This is a genomic window from Pseudomonas sp. R4-15 (genome assembly GCF_055768815.1).
Window position 1 is genome coordinate 2,973,003 of record NZ_CM147293.1, and the last position, 17,756, is coordinate 2,990,758.

Consider the following 17,756-nt stretch of genomic DNA (forward strand, 5'->3'; position numbering starts at 1 on the left):
CTTTGCGAGACCCGAACATGACCCGCGAGACCACCCCCGCCGAACGCATCGCCGCGCTGCGCAGCGAACTGGACGACCACAACTACCGCTACTACGTGCTCGACGAGCCGTCGGTACCGGATGCCGAGTACGACCGGCTGTTCCATGAGCTCAAGGGGCTGGAAGCCGAACATCCCCAGCTGGTCACGCCCGATTCACCGACCCAGCGCGTCGGCGGTGCGGCGCTGGAGGCCTTCGGCCAGGTGCGTCACGAAATCCCCATGCTCAGCCTGGGCAACGCCTTCGAGGAACAGGACCTGCTGGAGTTCGATCGCCGCGTGCGCGAGGGCCTGGACCTGCCGCAGGGCGACCTGTTCGGCGACGGCGCCCAGGTCGAGTACTGCTGCGAACCCAAGCTCGACGGCCTGGCGGTGAGCCTGCTCTACGAAGACGGCCGCCTGGTGCGCGCCGCCACCCGAGGCGACGGCAGCACCGGCGAGGACATCACCGCCAACGTCCGCACCATTCGCAACGTGCCGCTCAAGCTCAAGGGCGATTTCCCGCCGGTCCTGGAGGCGCGTGGCGAGATCTACATGCCCAAGGCCGGTTTCGAGGCGCTCAACGAACGCATGCGCGAGGCCGGTGGCAAGACCTTCGCCAACCCGCGCAACGCCGCCGCCGGCTCGCTGCGCCAGTTGGACTCGAAGATCACCGCGACCCGCCCGCTGGAGTTCTGTGCCTACGGCATCGGCCGCGTCGAAGGCGTGCAGTTGCACAGCCACTACGACTGGCTGCAGGCCCTGCGCCGCTGGGGCCTGCCGATCAGTCGCGAATTGAAGAAGGTCGATGGCGTGCAGGGTTGCCTGGACTACTACCGCGACATCGGCGCGCGGCGCGATGCGCTGGCCTACGAGATCGACGGCGTGGTGTTCAAGGTGAACGCCATCGCCCAGCAGCGCGAGCTGGGCTTCCGTGCCCGCGAACCGCGCTGGGCCATCGCCCACAAGTTCCCCGCCAGCGAGGAAGTCACCGAGCTGCTCGACGTGGAATTCCAGGTCGGCCGCACCGGCGCCATCACCCCGGTGGCGCGGCTCAAGCCGGTGCCGGTGGCAGGCGTCATCGTGTCCAACGCGACCCTGCACAACATGGACGAGGTCGCGCGCCTGGGCGTGATGATCGGTGACAGCGTGATCGTGCGCCGCGCCGGTGACGTGATTCCGCAGATTCTCGGCGTGGTCGCCGAACGGCGTCCGGCGGACGCCCGCGCGATACAGGTGCCCGAGCACTGCCCGGTCTGCGGCTCGGCGGTCGAGCGCACCCAGTTGGTCAAGCGCAGCAAGGGCAAGGAGTCCTACAGCGAGGGCTCGATCTACCGTTGCGTCGGTCGCCTGGCCTGCCAGGCCCAGCTCAAGCAGGCGCTGATCCACTTCGCCTCGCGGCGCGCCATGGACATCGACGGCCTCGGCGACAAGATCGTCGAGCAACTGGTGGACCGTGGGCTGGTGAAGTCGCCGGCGGACCTCTATTCATTGAGCTTCGAGCAAGTCGTCGAGCTGGATGGCTTCGCCGAGGTCTCCAGCCGCAATCTGCTGGCTGCCCTCGACGCCAGTCGCACGCCGACGCTCGCGCGTTTCGTCTTCGCCCTGGGGATTCCCGATGTCGGCGAGGAAACCGCCAAGCTGCTGGCTCGCGCGCTCGGCTCGCTGGAGCGCATCGGCAAGGCGCTACCCGAGGTGCTGCGCTACCTGCCGGACGTCGGCGGCGAGGTGGCCCACGAAATCCATTCGTTCTTCCAGGACGCGCACAACCGCGAGGTGATCGCGGCGCTGCTGGAACGTGGCGTGACGCCGCAAGGCGAGGGTGAGCTGAGCCCCGAGTTCGCCGCCTGTGCCAGCCTCGACGGTCTGCTCGATCGTCTCGACATTCCCTTCGTCGCGGCCACCGGTGCGAAGAAACTCGCCGAGAAAGCCGCCAGCCGCGCCGACGGCCGGCCCGGCGTTGCCGAGGTGATCGCTCTGGCCGGAGACTGGCTCGACCTGTCGACCACCAAAGGCCTCAACGAGCGTGCGCGGCAGTCGCTGCGCGAGTGGTTCGCGGTGACGGAAAATGCCGAGCGCGCCCTGGCCATCGAGGCGCAACTGCGCGAGTTCGGCATGCACTGGGCCAGCGAACGGCAGCAGACCGGCGGCCTGCCGCTGGTAGGGCAGACCTGGGTCCTCACCGGCACGCTGGAAAGCATGACCCGCGATGCCGCCAAGGAGCGCCTGGAAGCCTTGGGCGCCAAGGTCGCCGGCTCGGTGTCGGCGAAGACCCACTGCGTGGTCGCCGGCCCCGGCGCCGGTTCGAAACTCACCAAGGCGCAGGAACTGGGCGTAGCGGTGCTCGACGAGGAAGGTCTGCTCGCGCGACTGCAAGCACTGGAAAGCTAGCCGTTGGACGGCCCCGAGCGAGCGGTGCGCTGCGGGGCCATCCCTACTACGCCGGGTGACTACAGCTTGAGTTGACGAATGGCCCGGCTGAGGTCACTGGCCAGTTCCGCCAGCTCGCTGCTGGTGCTGGCCGAAGCGACCGTTTGCTGCACGGTCCTTTCGGTAACGTCGCGGATGCCGATCACCGAGCGGCTCATTTCCTCGGCGACCTGACTCTGCTGTTCGGCGGCTACGGCGATCTGCGTGTTGCTTTGGCGCATCAACGCCACGGCGCCGGTGATGGACTCCAGTGATTCGCCCGCCTCGGTGGCGAGCTTCACGCAATCGTCCGCCTTGTAGGAGGCGTCCTGCATGAATTCCACCGCATCACGGGTGCCGGCCTGCAGGTTGCCGATCATGCTGGTGATCTCGTCGGTGGAGTCCTGCACGCGCTTGGCGAGGTTGCGTACCTCGTCGGCGACGACGGCGAAACCTCGCCCCATCTCGCCAGCGCGCGCGGCCTCGATGGCCGCGTTGAGCGCCAGCAGGTTGGTCTGCTCGGCGATGCCATGAATGACGCTGACCACGCCACTGATCTTCTGGCTGTCCTCGGCGAGCTTGCCGATCATTTCGGCGGTCTGCTGGACGCCCTGGGAGAGTTCGGAGATGGAATCCTTCACGCGCACCACCACCTGCTGGCCATCACCGGCGAGTTGGTCGGCGTTGGCCGATTGGTCGCGGGTGTCGGCGGTGTGCTGGGCGATATGGTGGACGGTGGCGGACATCTCGTTGATCGCCGTGGCCGCCTGGTCGGTCTCGCTCTGCTGGCCGAGCATCCCCTGGCGCACTTCGCCCATGCTCGCAGCCAGGGTCTTGGCGCCCTCGTCGAGTCGTGCGGCGGCTTGCGAGACGGTGCCGACCACTCGCAGGTAGCCGGCCTGCATGGCGTTGAAGGCGCTGGCCATCTGGCCGACTTCGTCGCGCGAGTCCAACGGCACACGGGCGGAGAGGTCACCGCTGCGCTCGACGTGGAGCATGATGTCCTTGAGGGTGTTGAGATGACTCAGCAGGAAGCGAATCAGCAACTGCGAGGCGCATAGCAACAACACCATCAGCACCATGACGGCGACGGCGTAAGCCGGCGCACGTTCGATGAAGACGTTCCAAAGGCTCGGCGAGCGCACCAGCAGGGCGAGGCGCTGATCGCCACGACGGGCAAGTTGCGCGCCCACCAAAGGTTCATCGCCGAACGCCGAATCATGGGGGATGTCGACCCAGCCGTCGCGTTCGATGCCGGTCGCGCCACGCAACTCGGTGGGCGGGTTGCCGGCAGCGAACACCTGCAAGCCGGGCAGTTTGGGCAATGCCTGGTCGGCGGGCCACTGGGCGAGCAAGGCAAGCTGTCGCTCGGCGAAGGCGCGCTGGGTCTCGTAGCGATGTGTCTGCTCGAGCGTCATGAAGAACATCACGAGCATGAGCGTAGTGATGAACGCTACCGCGTTCACACCCCAGAACTTGTATTTCAGCGACAGATCGCGGAGCCATACACGCATAAAGGCTTCTTCTTCGTCTAGTGGCGTTTAGGAAACGGTGCGGCACATTGCCCCTATGTCAGGAGGGGGTCAAGCCGCCTACACCCCCTGTAACGGTAAACCGACGTCAATCTTGAGGCGAATCAATGGGCGGCGTGGGAAGTTCGAAAAACGCCCTGGCGGTAGCCGTGCTGCTGTCGGCCAGCTGCGCCGGCTCCTCACCACGATGCCGGGCGACTTCACGCAGCACCTCCGGCAGCAGCGATGGCTCGTTGCGATGGCTCTTGGGACGGGGTCGCAGGGTGCGCGGCAGCAGGAAGGGCGAATCGCTCTCCAGCATCAGCCGCTGCGCGGGAATGCTCGAGAGCAATGGATGCAGGTGGCTGCCGCGGCGCTCGTCGCAGACCCAGCCGGTGATGCCGATGTGCAGGTCGAGGTCGAGGTAGCCGAACAGCGCCTTGCGATCACCCGTGAAGCAGTGCAGCACGGCTGCCGAGAGCCGGTCCTGATAGTCGCGCAGCATGTCCAGCATGCGCTCGCTGGCATCTCGTTCGTGCAGGAACACCGGTAACCGTCGCTCGCAGGCCAGCTCCAACTGCGCCTCGAAGGCACGCTGCTGGTCAGCGCGCGGGGAGAAGTCACGGGCGAAATCCAGACCGCATTCACCCACGGCACGCACCCGTGGCTGATCGAGCAGGGCCGCTAGCGCGGCGGATGAGGCCGGCTGCCACTCACTGGCGTCGTGAGGATGCACGCCTGCGGTACAGAAGAGTCGTTCGGCAGCCGCATCGCGGGTTTCGCAGAGTTCGATGGCCGCTTCGCTTTCGGCCAGGCTGGTCCCGGTGAGCAGCATCTGCCCGACGCCCGCGTCGTAGGCCCGCTCCAGCACTTCGGTGAGGTCGCTGGCAAAGCTGGGGTGGGTGAGATTCACGCCGATGTCGACTAGTTGCATGGACTCCTCGTTATTGGCGCTCATCGCCGCTGGCTGGTGGTGCGCCGGCCGCCTGTGAGACGCTAGGCGACCACTGGCCATCCGACGGCGATCTGCCCCCCATGCGGCAAGCGCTCATCCTGTTTCTCGTCGTGTTCCTCGCGCTTCCGGCGTTGCCGGCCTGGGCGCGCCTGGCCGGACCGCCGGAACCGTGGCAACAGCCCGTTAGCGTACGCGATCTGGCGGAGATTCGCCGCAGCGGCGAACTGCGCGTGCTGGTCAACCAGAGCCGTAATGCCTCCGGCGAACTGGGCGAGCAGACCATCGGCGTAGAGCTGCACCGCCTGCACGCGTTCGAGCAATTCCTCAACCGCGACGCCCGCGGCGGACAACACGTGCGACTGAAGATCGTGCCCCTGGCCAAGGACCAGTTGCTGTTGGCCCTGCAGCGCGGCCAGGGCGATCTGGTGGCGCCCGGCGAACGGGTGGAGGTGGCCCAGGCGCGAGGCATCGCAGCCAGCGAACCAACGTTGCACAACGTGCCCCTGCGCTTGATCAGCCGCCAGGGCGGCGCCCGTTATTCCAGGCTCGAGCAGCTCTCCGGGCGAGCCGTGGCCTTGCCCGCGGGCAGCGCGGCCGGAGCACCGCTGCAGGCGCTGAATCGCCAATTGATCGCCGCCGGCAAGGCGCCAGTGGCGATCGAGTGGGTCGATCCGAGCCTGGCGGTGGAAGACGTATTGGAGATGGTCCAGGCCGGCATCTATCCGTTGACGGTAGCCGAAGCCCCCATCGCCGAGCGTTGGTCCAAGGTGATGCCGCGCCTGCGCATCGATCGGCAGCCCAGCCTAGCCGCCGACGGCGACATGAGCTGGTTTACCCGCAGCGATGCGCCAATGCTGCGCGCTAGCGTAGATGCCTTCTTGCGCAGCTACCGTGCGCCCGACGACCAGGACGCCGCCTTTGCGAGGGCCTACCGACGCCTCTATCGCGTTCAGGACCCGCTGACCAGGGACGAGCGCAAGCGCCTGGAGAAGGTGCGCAGCGTCCTGCAGCGCTATGGCGAGGCACAGCAGTTCGACTGGCTCAGCCTCGCGGCCCTGGCGTTCAAGGAATCCACCCTGAACCCTGCCGCGCGCGGCTCAGGCGGCGCCATGGGGCTGCTGCAGATCACCCCGGACGCAGCGCGTAGCGTCGGCGTGTCGGATATCCGCTCCATCGACAACAACGTACAGGCCGCTACCCGCTACCTGGCGCGTCTGCGTGACCGCTTCTTCGCCAGCCCCAGGCTCAACGAGCGCGAACGGCTGGCGTTCGTCCTCGCCGCCTACAACCTCGGGCCGCAACGGGTGCAAAGCCTGCGTGCGGAAGCCAAGCGCCGCGGGCTCAATCCCAACCAGTGGTTCTTCCAGGTCGAGCGGGTCGCCGCCGAGCAGGTCGGGCTGGGCGTGGTGGGGCACGTCAACGCGGTGAACAAGTACTACCTGGCCTATGCGCGCCAGCGCTACCTGCTCGAGCCACAGGCGAACCTCAACGTGCGCCGTTGAGGCGGCTCACCGTAGCGCGTCGAGGTTCGGCAGGTAGCCACGCTCCTGTTCGTCGAAGCGCTCTTCGAGCAGGCGCTGCTGAGCGACGCGTTTCTGCGCAGGGTCCAAGCGCGCACTGAGTTCGATGCGTGCGGCGTGTTGGCGCCAGTCACGCACACGTTGTTGCCACTCTTCGTTGGCCACTTGCCGGGGCATGCTACGAGCATCGCTCTCCGGCAGCGGTGCATAAAGCGCAGCCGCCAGGCAGAGCATTCCCAGCGTCGGGCCGAAGACGCTAGCTGGTTTCATCGTCTGGCTCGCAAAGGGATATGCCGTCAGCGGTGCAGGAAGCGCGCCAATAGTCTGCGAGACAGCTGTAATCGCTCTGCGCCGCACCTCGCACTGACAGGGCGGGCCGTCACCAGGCCGGCTCGACTGTTACCTCAGGCCACGCCCCGCGGTTGACAGCCCCGCTACCGGTTCTCTAGCATTCGACCCTCAGCGCCGATTTAGTCAGCTACTTGCGGGGCGCCGGGCCTCGCCCGAAATACCGCTAAAGCGCTGGTTCCGGTGCCGCCTCCCACCGCAGTCCAGCGGATCTGCGAGGCGGAGATAGAAGTAGATGACTGTCGCGACCCCACCCCTTCGACTGGCGCCGATCACAGCCGGCCTCGGCCAGTGCAGTGCCCGCATTCTCCTTGCCGGAGCGCATCAGCCACGCCTGCTGCGTTACCTTGCCGGCTGGCCCGACACCCGTCGCAACGGCCGCAACCTGATGATCCAGTTCGCCGAGCAGGGCAGTGCCCTGAGCAGCTACGCGGCCGACAGTTTCGACATGGCCGTGCTCGAGGCCCCGCCGCGCGCCGGCCTCGACGAGTTGATCGGGCAACTGACGCGGGTGTCCCGGCGCGGCCTGATTACCTACCGATAGGCGCGGCAGGCCTGCCGTTCAATACTCGATTTCGACGATGTAGTAGAGCCGCTCGCCGGCCGGGCTGTGCACGCTGACTTCCGCATCCAGCGCCTTGCCCACCAGCGCGCGGGCCAGCGGTGAGTCGATGCTGATCAGGTTCTGCTTGAGGTCGAGCTCGTCGGGTCCGACGATCCGATAACGGCGCTGCTCGCCGTCTTCGTCCTCCAGGGTGACCCAGGCGCCGAAGTAGACCTTGCCTGGATCGCCAGGGCGCTCACTCACCACCTTGAGTTTTTCCAGGCGCTTGCTGAGAAAGCGCACGCGGCTGTCGATCTCGCGCAGCATCTTCTTGCCATAGGTGTACTCGGCGTTCTCCGAACGATCGCCCTGGGCCGCGGCTTCGCTCACCGCCTGAGTCACCTGCGGCCGCCGCACGTGCCAGAGTTCGTGAAGCTCGGCGCGCAGGCGTGCCTCGCCCTCGGGAGTGATCAGTGGCGTGCCCGCGCTGCGCGGAGGACGGTATCGGCTCATCGTTGCTCGGCCCTGAAAAAGTCGCAGAGCTTAGCCTGCCTGGCCACCTGACGTCAGCCTTCGCGCAGCACGCGCAACGGGCTGACCGCCAGCGCCCGGCGAGTACCCAGCAAGCCGGCGAGGGCGACCAGTGCCGCACCCACCACCGGCAACAGCAACAGCCAGGGATGCGGGCTCCACTGCAGGTCGAAGACCAGCCGATAGAGCAGGGCACTGGCGATTTCGCAGCCCAGCGCGGCAAGCAATCCCGCGCAGGCGCCGAGCAGCCCGAATTCGCGCAGGCGAGCCTGTTGCAGCAGTCTGCGGCGCGCGCCGAGGGCGCGCAGCAGGGCGCCCTGGCGTACGCGTTCATCGAGGGTCGCCTGCAGCGCGGCGAGCAATACCGCAAGGCCGGCGGCGAGTACGAACAGCAGCACGTACTCCACCGCCAGGGTCACCTGGGCGACGATGTCGCGCAACTGCTTGAGCAAGGCGTCCACCGGTAGCAGGGTGATCGAAGGGAACGCCCTGGCTAGCTGCGCCAGCTCGCGATCGTGGCCCGGCTCCAAGTAGAAGCTGGTGAGGTAGGTTACCGGGACGTCGCTCAGGGTGTGCGGCGAGAAGATCATGTAGAAGTTGGGTTGGAAGCTGTTCCAGTCGACCTCGCGCAGACTGCTCACCCGCGCCTGCACGGTACGCCCGGCGATGACGAAGTCCAGGCGATCGCCAGGCACCACGCCGAGGCTCTGCGCCAATTCGCTCTCCACCGAGACGCCACTGTCGGCCGTCGCATCCCACCATTGGCCGGCGACCAGGCGGTTGTCCGAGGGTAACTGTTCGGCCCAGGTGAGGCTGAGATCACGCTGGATGGCGCGCTCGCCGCGACTGTCCTTGCTGACCCGTTCGCGCACGGGCTGCCCGTTGATGGCGACCAGCCGCCCCGGCGCCACGGGGTAGAGCGGAGGCGTGCTGACGCCCAGGCGCTGCAGATGACTGACGAAGTCGTCGCGCTGGTCGGGCAGCAGATTCAGTACGAAGTGGTTGGGCGCGTCCTCGGGTAACTGGGCTTGCCAGTCATCCAGCAGCTCGGCACGCAGCAGGGCTACCAGGCCCATCGCCAGCAGGATCAGGCCGAAGGCCAGCGCCTGGCCGGCGGCCGCCAGCGGATGCAGCAGCAACTGTCCGAGCCCCAGACGCCAGGCCAGTGGCGCCTCGTCCAGCAGGCGCCGCAGGATGCGCAGCAAGCCCAGCAGCAGCGCCCCCAACAGCAGGGCGGAAAGCACGCCACCGCCCAGCAGAGCCAGGGTCAGCCGCAGGTCCAGGCTCATTCGCCACATGATCAGAGCCAGCGCGAGCAATGCCGCGCCATAGGTCGCCCAGCTCGATGGCGGCACCGGCAGTAGTTCGCGCCGCAGCACGCGCAATGGAGGCACGCGGCCAAGCGCCGCCAACGGCGGCAGGGCGAAGCCGGCAAGGGCGACCAGCCCGGTACCGATCCCGATCAGCGCCGGCATCACGCCCGCCGATGGCAACCCGGACGGCAGCAGATCGGCCAGCAGCTGGAACAGTACGAACTGCCCCAGCCAGCCGAGCAGGGCGCCACACAGGCAGCCGAGCAGGCCTACCAGCCCCAGCTCGAACAGGTACAGGCGCAGTGCGTCTGCACGCGCCAGGCCCAGGCAGCGCAGCAACGCGCTGGCATCGAAGCGGCGACGGGCGAAGCGTGCCGCGGACATCGCCACGGCCACCCCGGCGAGCAATACCGCCGCCAGGCTGGCGAGGTTCAGATAGCGCTCGGCGCGCCCCAGCGCTCCCCCGATCTGGCGATTCTCGTCGCGGATATCCTCGACCCGCTGGTTCGCCTGCAACGTCGGCTGCAGGGCTTCGCGGTAGGCACTCAAGCGCTCCGGCTCTCCGCGCCAGAGGTCGCGATAGCTCACCCGACTACCGGGCTGAACCACGCCGGTGGCCGCCAGGTCGCCGAGATTGATCAGTACGTGCGGGTTGAGGCTGTAGAAGCCGTTGCCACGGTCCGGCTCGTAGGTCAGTACCCGGGCGATGCGCAGGGTGCGGGCGCCGACGTCGATGTTCTGCCCCACTTGCAGCTCGAGGGCGGTGAGCAAACGCGCCTCCACCCAAGCCTCGCCGATGGCCGGGCCGCCACCGCTTTCCTCACGCGCATAGGGGCGCTGCGCGCTGCGTACTTCACCCCGTAGCGGATAGCTGCCGTCGGCGGCCTTGATGGCGGCCAGTTGCAGAGCATCGTCGGTGGCGATCACGCTGCTGAACTCCACCACTCGGGCATGCACCAGCCCCAGCGAGCGCCCCGCTTCGATCTGCGCCGGGTCCGCCTCGGCGCTACCGCGCAGGACCAGGTCGGCGGCGAGGAACTCGCTGGCACGCAGCAGCATGGCGGCGTTCAACCGTGCACCGAAGTAGCCGATGGCGCTGCTCGCAGCCACCGCCACCAGCAGCGCGAAGAACAGCGTGCGCAACTCCCCGGCACGGGCATCACGCAAGCATTGCCGCGCAGCCAGGCCCAGCAGGCGCGACCAAGGCGCGCGCATCAGAGGGCCTCCCGGCGCTCGACGATGCGTCCACCCTCGAGACGAACCGCGGAGGCGCAACGGGCCGCCAGTCGCTCGTCATGGGTGACCAGCACCAGGGTCGTGCCGCGCTCGCGGTTGAGTTCGAACAGCAGGTCGCTGATGTGGGCGCCGGTGCGACTGTCCAGGTTACCGGTGGGCTCGTCGGCGAACAGCACCTCGGGCTCACTGGCGAAGGCACGGGCGATGGCGACACGCTGCTGCTCGCCGCCGGACAGTTGTCGGGGATAGTGACGAACGCGCTCGCCCAGACCGACCCGCTGCAGCAACTGGTTGGCGCGTTCGCGGGCATCGCGGCGGCCTTCCAGCTCCAGCGGCAGCATCACGTTCTCCAGCGCCGTTAGGCTGTCGAGCAACTGGAACGATTGGAAGACGAAGCCGACGTGCTCTGCGCGCAGTTGCGCGCGGGCATCTTCGTCGAGGGACTCCAGGGCCTGCCCGGCGAGGGTGATGGTGCCGCCACTGGCGAGGTCCAGGCCTGCCAGCAGGCCAAGCAGGGTGGATTTGCCGGAACCGGAACTGCCGATGATCGCCAGGCTGGTACCACTGGCGAGTTCGAGGTCGATGTCCTGGAGAATGTTCAGGTCGCCTTCCGCAACCTGGACGACCTTGCTAAGGTGCCGCGCTGAAAGAATGCTCGCGCCCATGGAGAATCCGCATGCTGAAATGGTTGTCCGGTGCCTTGCTGACGCTGACCCTCTGGACCCAGTCCGCCGCGGCGGGCACCGTGCTGATCGTCGGCGATAGTATCAGCGCCGCGCTGGGCCTGGAACCAAGCCACGGCTGGGCCGCGCTGCTGCAGAAACGCCTCTCCGACGAGGGTTTCGATGACCGCGTGATAAACGCCTCGGTGTCCGGCGACACCAGTGATGGCGGGCTCGCCAGGCTCCCCGCGCTGCTGCGCGAAAGCCCTCCGCAGGTGCTGATCATCGAGCTGGGCGGCAACGATGGGCTACGCGGACAAGACCCCTCGCAATTGAAACGAAATCTTGCGGCGATGATCGAGCAGGGCAGGGCCGTGGGTGCCCAGGTGCTGCTGCTCGGCATGAAACTGCCGCCCAACTATGGGCCGCGTTACAACGCTCGTTTCGAAGCGGTGTACACGCAGTTGGCAGAGGAGCGGCAGGTCGCCCTGGTGCCGTTCTTCCTGGAGGGCGTGGGCGGTGTGCCGGGGATGATGCAGGATGACGGCATCCACCCCAACCAGGCGGCGCAACCGCGCCTGCTGGAGAACGTCTGGACGGCGTTGCAACCGCTGCTGGAAAAGCCCTGAAACGCAGTCGCCAAAGCCCTTTCGCGGCATCGGGCTTTCGGCTAAGGTTGCGCCCCCGCCGAGGAGCCCCCGATGTCGCGTCCTGCCCGGACACTCCATGCCTATCAGTTGATCGAGCCTGACGAGCAGCTCGATTTGTTCGCCTGCCGCGAAATCCGCATGCACCTGGTCGCCCGCCAGTTGGAGCTTGCCGCGGGCGCCGATCGCACCCTGTGCGGCAGCCTGCTGCCGGCGCATCCACGCTACCATCCGGTGCTCTCCGACAACCTCCGCGATCCGCGCATCTGCCCGCTCTGCCTGGCGGCTCTGGCGCGCTTGCGCAAGGGCTTGCTGCCGGTCGCCTGGAGCACATTCTGAGACTCCCGGCCGCTCGCGGCTGAGTGTACAATCCGCGCATCGCAAGCCCCTCTCCTCAAGGACTCCCCGGATGTCTTCGCGCGCCTCTGCCGCTGCCTGTTGTCTCGCTCTCGCTGCGTCCCTTACCGCCGTCAAGGCGACTGCCCTGGAATTCCCGATGCCCGCGCCCGGCGAGGATGTGGTCGGCGAGGTGCAGGTGCATACCGCCGTCTACGAAGACACCTTCGCGGAACTGGCCAAGGCCAATGATCTGGGTTACCTGGAGATGGTCGCGGCAAACCCGGGTGTCGACGCGTGGCTACCGGGAGCGGGCACCCAGATCATCCTGCCGACGCGTTTCATCCTGCCGCCGGGACCGCGCGAAGGCGTGGTGATCAACCTGGCCGAATACCGGCTCTACTACTACTCGCCCCAGGGCGACAAGGTTTACACCTATCCGCTGGGGATCGGCCGTGAGGGCTGGTCGTCGCCGGTCTCGCAGACGCGCATCACCGCCAAGACGCCGAACCCCGCCTGGTATCCGCCGGAGTCGATCCGTGCCGAGCACGCCGCCAACGGCGATCCGCTGCCGAAGGTGGTTGCCCCCGGACCGGACAACCCGCTGGGCCCGTTCAAGTTCACCCTGGGCCTACCTGGCTATCTGATCCACGGCTCGAACAGGAAATTCGGCATCGGCATGCGTGTCAGTCACGGCTGTTTCCGCATGCTCAACAACAACGTGCTGGAGCTCGCCAAGATGGTCCCGGTAGGCACGCCCGTACGCATCATCAACCAGCCCTACAAGTTCGGCGTGAGTGGCGGCCAGCTCTATCTCGAAGCGCACGAACCGCTCGACGATCATGGCGAGCCGTCCAAGGAAGACCGCCATGCGGCAGTGGTCAATGCCTTGCTGCAGGACGACGAACTGGTTGGCCGCTCGCAGCAACTGGACTGGGAGGCCGTGCGGGCGATCGTCGACGCCGAGGATGGCCTACCGGTCCGCATCGGCGATTCGACGGCGCTGGTATCCAGCACCCACACCGGCGAAAGCAACTAAGTGGGCACGGGCGCTCTTGCCGAACGGTGAGGGCGCCGGCAAGTAGCCAAGGTCTCAAGGTCACCGGGAACAGCCCGGTGACTTTTTTTTCGCCAATAAAAAAGCCGACTCTTTCGAGTCGGCTTCCAATAGTCCGCGAAGACTATTACTTGCGGCTGGCCTGCTCGAGCATGCGCAGAGCGCGCTCGTTGGCCTCGTCAGCGGTCTGCTGAGCGTTCTTGGCAGCCTGCAGAGCCTGGTCGGCAACGCTGTAAGCTTCGTCAGCACGAGCCTGGGCGCGGGCAGCGGCGTCTTCGGTAGCGGTCAGGCGGGCTTCGGTTTCTTTGCTAACGCTGCTGCAACCGGTAGCCAGAGCGGCAGCCAGAGCCAGTGCCGAAAACTTCAGAACGTTGTTCATCTTTTTCCCCTTGAGGTAGACGTTCTTCAAATGCAACTTTCCGAACGGATAAGTTGACCGGGCTATATGTTACCCGTAACCGTAACCAAGTAAACGGGGCGAAGCCTTTCGTCGGAAGTATTTTTTGTGAAAGAGCCCGCCTGAGGCGTTGCAGCCCTGGACGTCAAAATTTCTGCTGGAATATCTTTGACGTATTACCGGTCAGATGGATGTCTGACACACATGCCTTGCGCCTGGACTGGGCCAGCCCCTAAGCTGCGTCGGCCACCTAGCCCCGGGTGGCGGATCGATAACAAGAAAGTCACGGAGTGCAGTCCCCTCCGTGGAGGACACCAGATGAGCGACGCCTTTACCGTTCACCACGACCCAGAGGGTCATTGCTTCGAGGTCATTCTGCAGGGGCAGCGGGCCTATCTTGCCTATATGGATCTGGGCAAGCAGACGCTGGACATCTACCGCACCTTCGTTCCCGACCTCTTGCGCGGGCAGGGCATTGCCGCGGCCCTGGCCGAGGCGGCGCTGGAATACGCCGAGCGCGAGGGCTACGAGGTACTGGCATCCTGCTCCTATGTGGAGCGCTACATGGAGCGCCATGACCGCGGCCTGGCCGAACCCTGAAACCCAAAACGCCGGGCAATGCCCGGCGTTTTTGCATGGCTGACGCGGCGTATCAACGCTGGCGTACCGGCAGGACCTCACGCAACTTGGCGTGCATGCTGCGCACCGCCTTCTCGGTGGTAGCCCAATCGATACAGGCGTCGGTCACCGACACGCCGTACTGCAGCTGCGACAGGTCGCTGGGAATGGGCTGCGCGCCCCAGCCGATGTGGCTTTCCACCATCAGGCCGACGATCGAGCGATTGCCTTCGACGATCTGGTTGGCGACGTTATCCATCACCAGCGGTTGCAGCGCCGGGTCCTTGTTGGAGTTGGCATGGCTGCAGTCGACCATGACGTTGCCGGGGATCTTCGCCTTCTCCAGTTCGCGTTCGCACAGCGCCACGCTCACCGAATCGTAGTTCGGCTTGCCGTTGCCACCGCGCAGCACCACGTGACCGTAGGCATTGCCCTTGGTGGTGACGATGGACACGCCGCCTTGCTGGTTGATGCCCAGGAAACGGTGCGGACGGGAGACCGATTGCAGGGCGTTGATCGCCACGGTCAGGCTGCCGTCGGTACCGTTCTTGAAGCCCACTGCGGAGGACAGACCCGAGGCCATCTCGCGATGGGTCTGCGATTCGGTGGTACGGGCGCCGATGGCCGACCAGCTGATCAGGTCCTGCAGGTACTGCGGGGAGATCGGGTCGAGTGCCTCGGTGGCCGTGGGCAGGCCCATTTCGGCGAGGTCCAGCAGCAACTGCCGACCGATGCGCAGGCCGTCCGCGATCTTGAAGGAGTCGTCCATGTACGGGTCGTTGATCAGGCCTTTCCAACCGACCGTGGTACGCGGCTTCTCGAAATACACGCGCATGACCAGATAAAGGCTGTCCTGCACTTCCTCGGCCAGAGCCTGCAGACGCTGGGCGTAGTCCTTGGCCGCCTCGATATCGTGGATCGAGCAGGGGCCGATCACTACGAACAACCGGTGGTCCTTGCCATCCAGGATGTCACGGATGACCTGGCGGCCATGGGCAACGGTCTGTTGCGCGGCTTCGGAAAGGGGCAGCTCCTGCTTGAGCTGATCGGGCGTGATCAGCGTTTCATTGGAGGCGACGTTAAGGTCATTGATTGGTAAATCGGCCATCGTGCTACTCATCGGGTCACGTATGCGATGCCACGGCGCGGGCGCGCCGGGCAGGGGGTGTGGAACCTTAGCGCGTTCGGCAAGGCGGCACAATGCGACGCCCGGCAACTGCGCAACTCGCTGCTAAGCTGATTTCCATGCCTGTCGCGCGATGAAAGGAATACCCGGCCTTCGAGGCCTCGCCACGTGATCAGGCCCGCTCGCCGCGAGCAGTGTTGTCGAACCCGCGGCGCACCGAGATTCGCCAGGGACCAGGTGTCGGCGCGTTTGTGGAAGTACCGGGAAGAGCCCTGATGATTCGTTCGATCCTTTATGCCACCGACCTCGGCATCTGCGCGCCTTACGTGTTGCAGCACGCGCTGGCCCTGGCGCGCACCTTCGTCGCGCAACTGCATGTACTGCATGTGGTAGAGCCCGTGGGTGTTCTCGGCGATGCGTTGCTACGCAGCTACCTCGACCAGGAAACACTGGAGAATCTGCAGCGCGATGGCTTGCGGCAGGTCATGCAGGGTATCGAGCAACGGGTGCTGGAAGGCTTCAACGAAGAGTTCGACGAGCCGCTCGATGCCGCCGCCGTGTATGCCATGCGCGTACTCCAGGGCGATCCGCCGCAGATCATCCTCAAGCACGCGCACGACCTGGAAGTGGACCTGCTGGTGATCGGCAGCCAGGGGCAGGGCACCGGCCACGCCTCGCCGGGGCGCACCGCCAGCCGTCTGATCCAGTGCTGCGACATCCCGGTGTACATGGTTCCGATGGTGAAGTCATAGGAGTAGGCATGTAATATCCAGATGACGTTCTATGCTCTTCTTATTCGTCATTCGGGTTATAAGAAGAATCCATCTTCCAGGTGAGGGCCGTCCATGAAGCTCCAGCAGTTACGCTACATATGGGAAGTGGCCCACCACGACCTCAACGTCTCGGCGACCGCGCAGAGCCTCTTTACCTCCCAGCCCGGCATCAGCAAGCAGATCCGCCTGCTGGAGGACGAACTCGGCGTGGAGGTCTTCGCCCGCAGCGGCAAGCACCTGACCCGTATCACCCCGGCGGGCGAACGCATCATCAGTACCGCCGGCAACATCCTGCGTCAGTGCGAGAGCATCAAGCAGATCGCCCAGGAATTCTCCAACGAGAAACGCGGCACGCTGACCATCGCCACCACCCATACCCAGGCGCGCTATGCACTGCCTCCGGTGATCAGTCGTTTCATCCAGCGCTACCCCGACGTCGCCCTGCACATGCACCAGGGCACTCCGACGCAGATCGCCGAGATGGCCGCCGACGGCACCGCGGACTTCGCCATCGCCACCGAAGGTCTGGAGATGTTCTCGGACCTGGTGATGATGCCCTGCTATCGCTGGAACCGTTGCGTGATCGTGCCCCGCGAACATCCTCTGGCGAGCCAGCCCAAGCTGACCCTCAAGGCCCTCGCGGAGCATCCGATCGTCACCTACGTGTTCGGCTTCACCGGCCGCTCCAAGCTCGACGAGGCCTTCGCCAATCAAGGCCTGGAGCCCAAGGTGGTGTTCACCGCGGCGGACGCCGACGTGATCAAGACGTATGTGCGCCTGGGTTTGGGGGTGGGCATCGTCGCGCACATGGCGGTGGACCCACAGACGGACACGGACCTGGTGGTGCTCGATGCCAGCGAACTGTTCGAGCCCAGCGTGACCAAGATCGGCTTTCGTCGCGGCACTTTCCTGCGCGGCTTCATGCTCGACTTCGTCGAAGGCTTCGCGCCGCACCTGACCCGTGAGCGTATCGAAGCAGCCGTGGCGCGGCACAACCGCGCCGAACAGGACGAGTTGTTCCGCGACCTGGAATTGCCAACGCTGTAAGACCCGAAGCGGTTTGCGGGATCGCGCGATGCGATCCCGCAAACCGCGGCAGCCCCGGGGAACTCCTTCAGTGACTCAGGTGCAGGCCGCACTCGCGGTCCGGCTCGCCCTTGGTCGGGTCGTAGTAGTCGAACTCGTTGGGTAGATCGTAGCGGGTGAGATAGCCGTACAGGTCCTTCGAGCTCCAGTGCAGCAGCGGCGCCACCTTGATCAAACCGTCGGGATTGATGCTGATCGGCTGCATGGCCGCGCGCACGGCGGTATCGCTGGCGCGCAGGGCGGTCAGCCAGACCTCCGGAGCGGTTTCGCGCAGGGCGCGGGCGAACGGCTCGAGTTTGACCTCCTCGGTGAAGGCCTCGTGACGCGGATCGTCGAGCCCCGGCAGGGGGCCTTCCACCGCCTCGCGATGGGCCCGCGAGCGACGCGGCAGGTAGATGCTCAGGTTCAGCTTGAGCTGGCTGCAGATAGCGTCCGCGCAACGGTAGGTCGCCTCGGTGTTGTAGCCACTGTCCATCCAGACCACCGGGATGTTGGGGTCCACACGGCTGACCATGTGCAGGATCACCGCCTCGAAGGGGCGGAAGTTGGTGGTGCAGATCGCTTTCTTGCCAAGTCCCAGTGCCCATTCGACGATCTTCTCGGCGTCGTTGCCGATTTCGGCGTTGAGGCGGTCCAGGTCGAGGTTCATGGCGGCTCCGTATCGTGTGTC

Annotated in this window: 17 protein-coding genes and 1 pseudogene; 9 read left to right on the forward strand and 9 right to left on the reverse strand. The window is 66.0% G+C overall.

Features of this window, described 5'->3' with window-relative positions; all coding sequences use genetic code 11:
- The first annotated feature begins 17 nt into the window (after positions 1 to 17).
- Complete coding sequence (gene ligA, locus ACYRGX_RS14245) at positions 18 to 2,408, forward strand: NAD-dependent DNA ligase LigA (RefSeq protein ID WP_473053123.1); 2,391 nt, start codon at positions 18 to 20, stop codon at positions 2,406 to 2,408.
- Positions 2,409 to 2,467: 59 nt separating this feature from the next.
- On the opposite strand, the gene ACYRGX_RS14250 is transcribed toward ligA, so the two are convergent.
- Together ACYRGX_RS14250 and ACYRGX_RS14255 are read right to left on the reverse strand one after the other, a co-directional pair.
- Entirely contained in the window at positions 2,468 to 3,940 is a 1,473-nt protein-coding gene (locus ACYRGX_RS14250) for a methyl-accepting chemotaxis protein (protein WP_473053124.1), read from the reverse strand.
- A gap of 106 nt (positions 3,941 to 4,046) precedes the next feature.
- Entirely contained in the window at positions 4,047 to 4,871 is an 825-nt protein-coding gene (locus tag ACYRGX_RS14255) for a TatD family hydrolase (protein WP_473053125.1), read from the reverse strand.
- 101 nt (positions 4,872 to 4,972) lie between these two features.
- Here ACYRGX_RS14255 and ACYRGX_RS14260 point away from each other — a divergent pair, with 101 nt between their 5' ends.
- The gene (locus ACYRGX_RS14260; protein WP_473053126.1) at positions 4,973 to 6,394 is read left to right on the forward strand and encodes an MltF family protein; all 1,422 of its coding nucleotides are present in this window, start codon (positions 4,973 to 4,975) and stop codon (positions 6,392 to 6,394) included.
- A 6-nt stretch (positions 6,395 to 6,400) separates the two neighbouring features.
- On the opposite strand, the gene ACYRGX_RS14265 is transcribed toward ACYRGX_RS14260, so the two are convergent.
- Complete coding sequence (locus tag ACYRGX_RS14265) at positions 6,401 to 6,682, reverse strand: lipase secretion chaperone (protein ID WP_473053127.1); 282 nt, start codon at positions 6,680 to 6,682, stop codon at positions 6,401 to 6,403.
- A gap of 313 nt (positions 6,683 to 6,995) precedes the next feature.
- On the opposite strand from ACYRGX_RS14265, the gene ACYRGX_RS14270 reads away from it, so the two are divergent.
- Positions 6,996 to 7,304: a class I SAM-dependent methyltransferase gene (locus tag ACYRGX_RS14270; RefSeq protein ID WP_473053128.1), complete on the forward strand. Its 309-nt coding sequence runs from the start codon at positions 6,996 to 6,998 to the stop codon at positions 7,302 to 7,304.
- 18 nt (positions 7,305 to 7,322) lie between these two features.
- On the opposite strand, the gene greB is transcribed toward ACYRGX_RS14270, so the two are convergent.
- From greB to ACYRGX_RS14285, 3 genes are read right to left on the reverse strand one after another with little or no spacing between them, the layout of a single operon-like run.
- Complete coding sequence (gene greB, locus ACYRGX_RS14275; protein WP_473053129.1) at positions 7,323 to 7,817, reverse strand: transcription elongation factor GreB; 495 nt, start codon at positions 7,815 to 7,817, stop codon at positions 7,323 to 7,325.
- 53 nt (positions 7,818 to 7,870) lie between these two features.
- Positions 7,871 to 10,363: an ABC transporter permease gene (locus ACYRGX_RS14280; RefSeq protein ID WP_473053130.1), complete on the reverse strand. Its 2,493-nt coding sequence runs from the start codon at positions 10,361 to 10,363 to the stop codon at positions 7,871 to 7,873.
- Positions 10,363 to 11,049, reverse strand: a complete 687-nt coding sequence (locus tag ACYRGX_RS14285) for an ABC transporter ATP-binding protein (RefSeq protein ID WP_473053131.1) — start codon at positions 11,047 to 11,049, stop codon at positions 10,363 to 10,365. The genes ACYRGX_RS14280 and ACYRGX_RS14285 overlap by 1 nt, the downstream gene beginning before the upstream one ends.
- A gap of 11 nt (positions 11,050 to 11,060) precedes the next feature.
- Between ACYRGX_RS14285 and ACYRGX_RS14290 the strand changes: the two genes are divergently transcribed.
- The 3 genes from ACYRGX_RS14290 to ACYRGX_RS14300 all read left to right on the forward strand — a co-directional run bounded on the left by ACYRGX_RS14290 (position 11,061) and on the right by ACYRGX_RS14300 (position 13,068).
- Positions 11,061 to 11,675: an arylesterase gene (locus ACYRGX_RS14290; RefSeq protein ID WP_473053132.1), complete on the forward strand. Its 615-nt coding sequence runs from the start codon at positions 11,061 to 11,063 to the stop codon at positions 11,673 to 11,675.
- A 72-nt stretch (positions 11,676 to 11,747) separates the two neighbouring features.
- Entirely contained in the window at positions 11,748 to 12,032 is a 285-nt protein-coding gene (locus ACYRGX_RS14295) for a hypothetical protein (protein WP_473053133.1), read from the forward strand.
- Between the two features lie 70 nt (positions 12,033 to 12,102).
- Entirely contained in the window at positions 12,103 to 13,068 is a 966-nt protein-coding gene (locus ACYRGX_RS14300) for a L,D-transpeptidase family protein (protein ID WP_473053134.1), read from the forward strand.
- Between the two features lie 145 nt (positions 13,069 to 13,213).
- On the opposite strand, the gene ACYRGX_RS14305 is transcribed toward ACYRGX_RS14300, so the two are convergent.
- Positions 13,214 to 13,465 (reverse strand): Lpp/OprI family alanine-zipper lipoprotein, encoded by a 252-nt coding sequence (locus ACYRGX_RS14305; RefSeq protein WP_473053135.1) that lies wholly within the window; start codon positions 13,463 to 13,465, stop codon positions 13,214 to 13,216.
- A 336-nt stretch (positions 13,466 to 13,801) separates the two neighbouring features.
- Between ACYRGX_RS14305 and ACYRGX_RS14310 the strand changes: the two genes are divergently transcribed.
- The gene (locus tag ACYRGX_RS14310; RefSeq protein ID WP_473053136.1) at positions 13,802 to 14,083 is read left to right on the forward strand and encodes a GNAT family N-acetyltransferase; all 282 of its coding nucleotides are present in this window, start codon (positions 13,802 to 13,804) and stop codon (positions 14,081 to 14,083) included.
- 52 nt (positions 14,084 to 14,135) lie between these two features.
- On the opposite strand, the gene ACYRGX_RS14315 is transcribed toward ACYRGX_RS14310, so the two are convergent.
- Positions 14,136 to 15,209 (reverse strand): 3-deoxy-7-phosphoheptulonate synthase, encoded by a 1,074-nt coding sequence (locus ACYRGX_RS14315; protein ID WP_473053137.1) that lies wholly within the window; start codon positions 15,207 to 15,209, stop codon positions 14,136 to 14,138.
- A 293-nt stretch (positions 15,210 to 15,502) separates the two neighbouring features.
- Between ACYRGX_RS14315 and ACYRGX_RS14320 the strand changes: the two are divergent.
- Together ACYRGX_RS14320 and cysB are read left to right on the forward strand one after the other, a co-directional pair.
- Positions 15,503 to 16,004: pseudogene (locus ACYRGX_RS14320) on the forward strand (universal stress protein).
- 68 nt (positions 16,005 to 16,072) lie between these two features.
- Positions 16,073 to 17,047: an HTH-type transcriptional regulator CysB gene (gene cysB, locus ACYRGX_RS14325; protein WP_473053138.1), complete on the forward strand. Its 975-nt coding sequence runs from the start codon at positions 16,073 to 16,075 to the stop codon at positions 17,045 to 17,047.
- A 67-nt stretch (positions 17,048 to 17,114) separates the two neighbouring features.
- On the opposite strand, the gene ACYRGX_RS14330 is transcribed toward cysB, so the two are convergent.
- A complete protein-coding gene (locus ACYRGX_RS14330) occupies positions 17,115 to 17,735 on the reverse strand; it encodes a phosphoadenosine phosphosulfate reductase domain-containing protein (protein ID WP_473053139.1) in 621 nt (206 codons plus the stop codon).
- Positions 17,736 to 17,756: the final 21 nt, after the last annotated feature.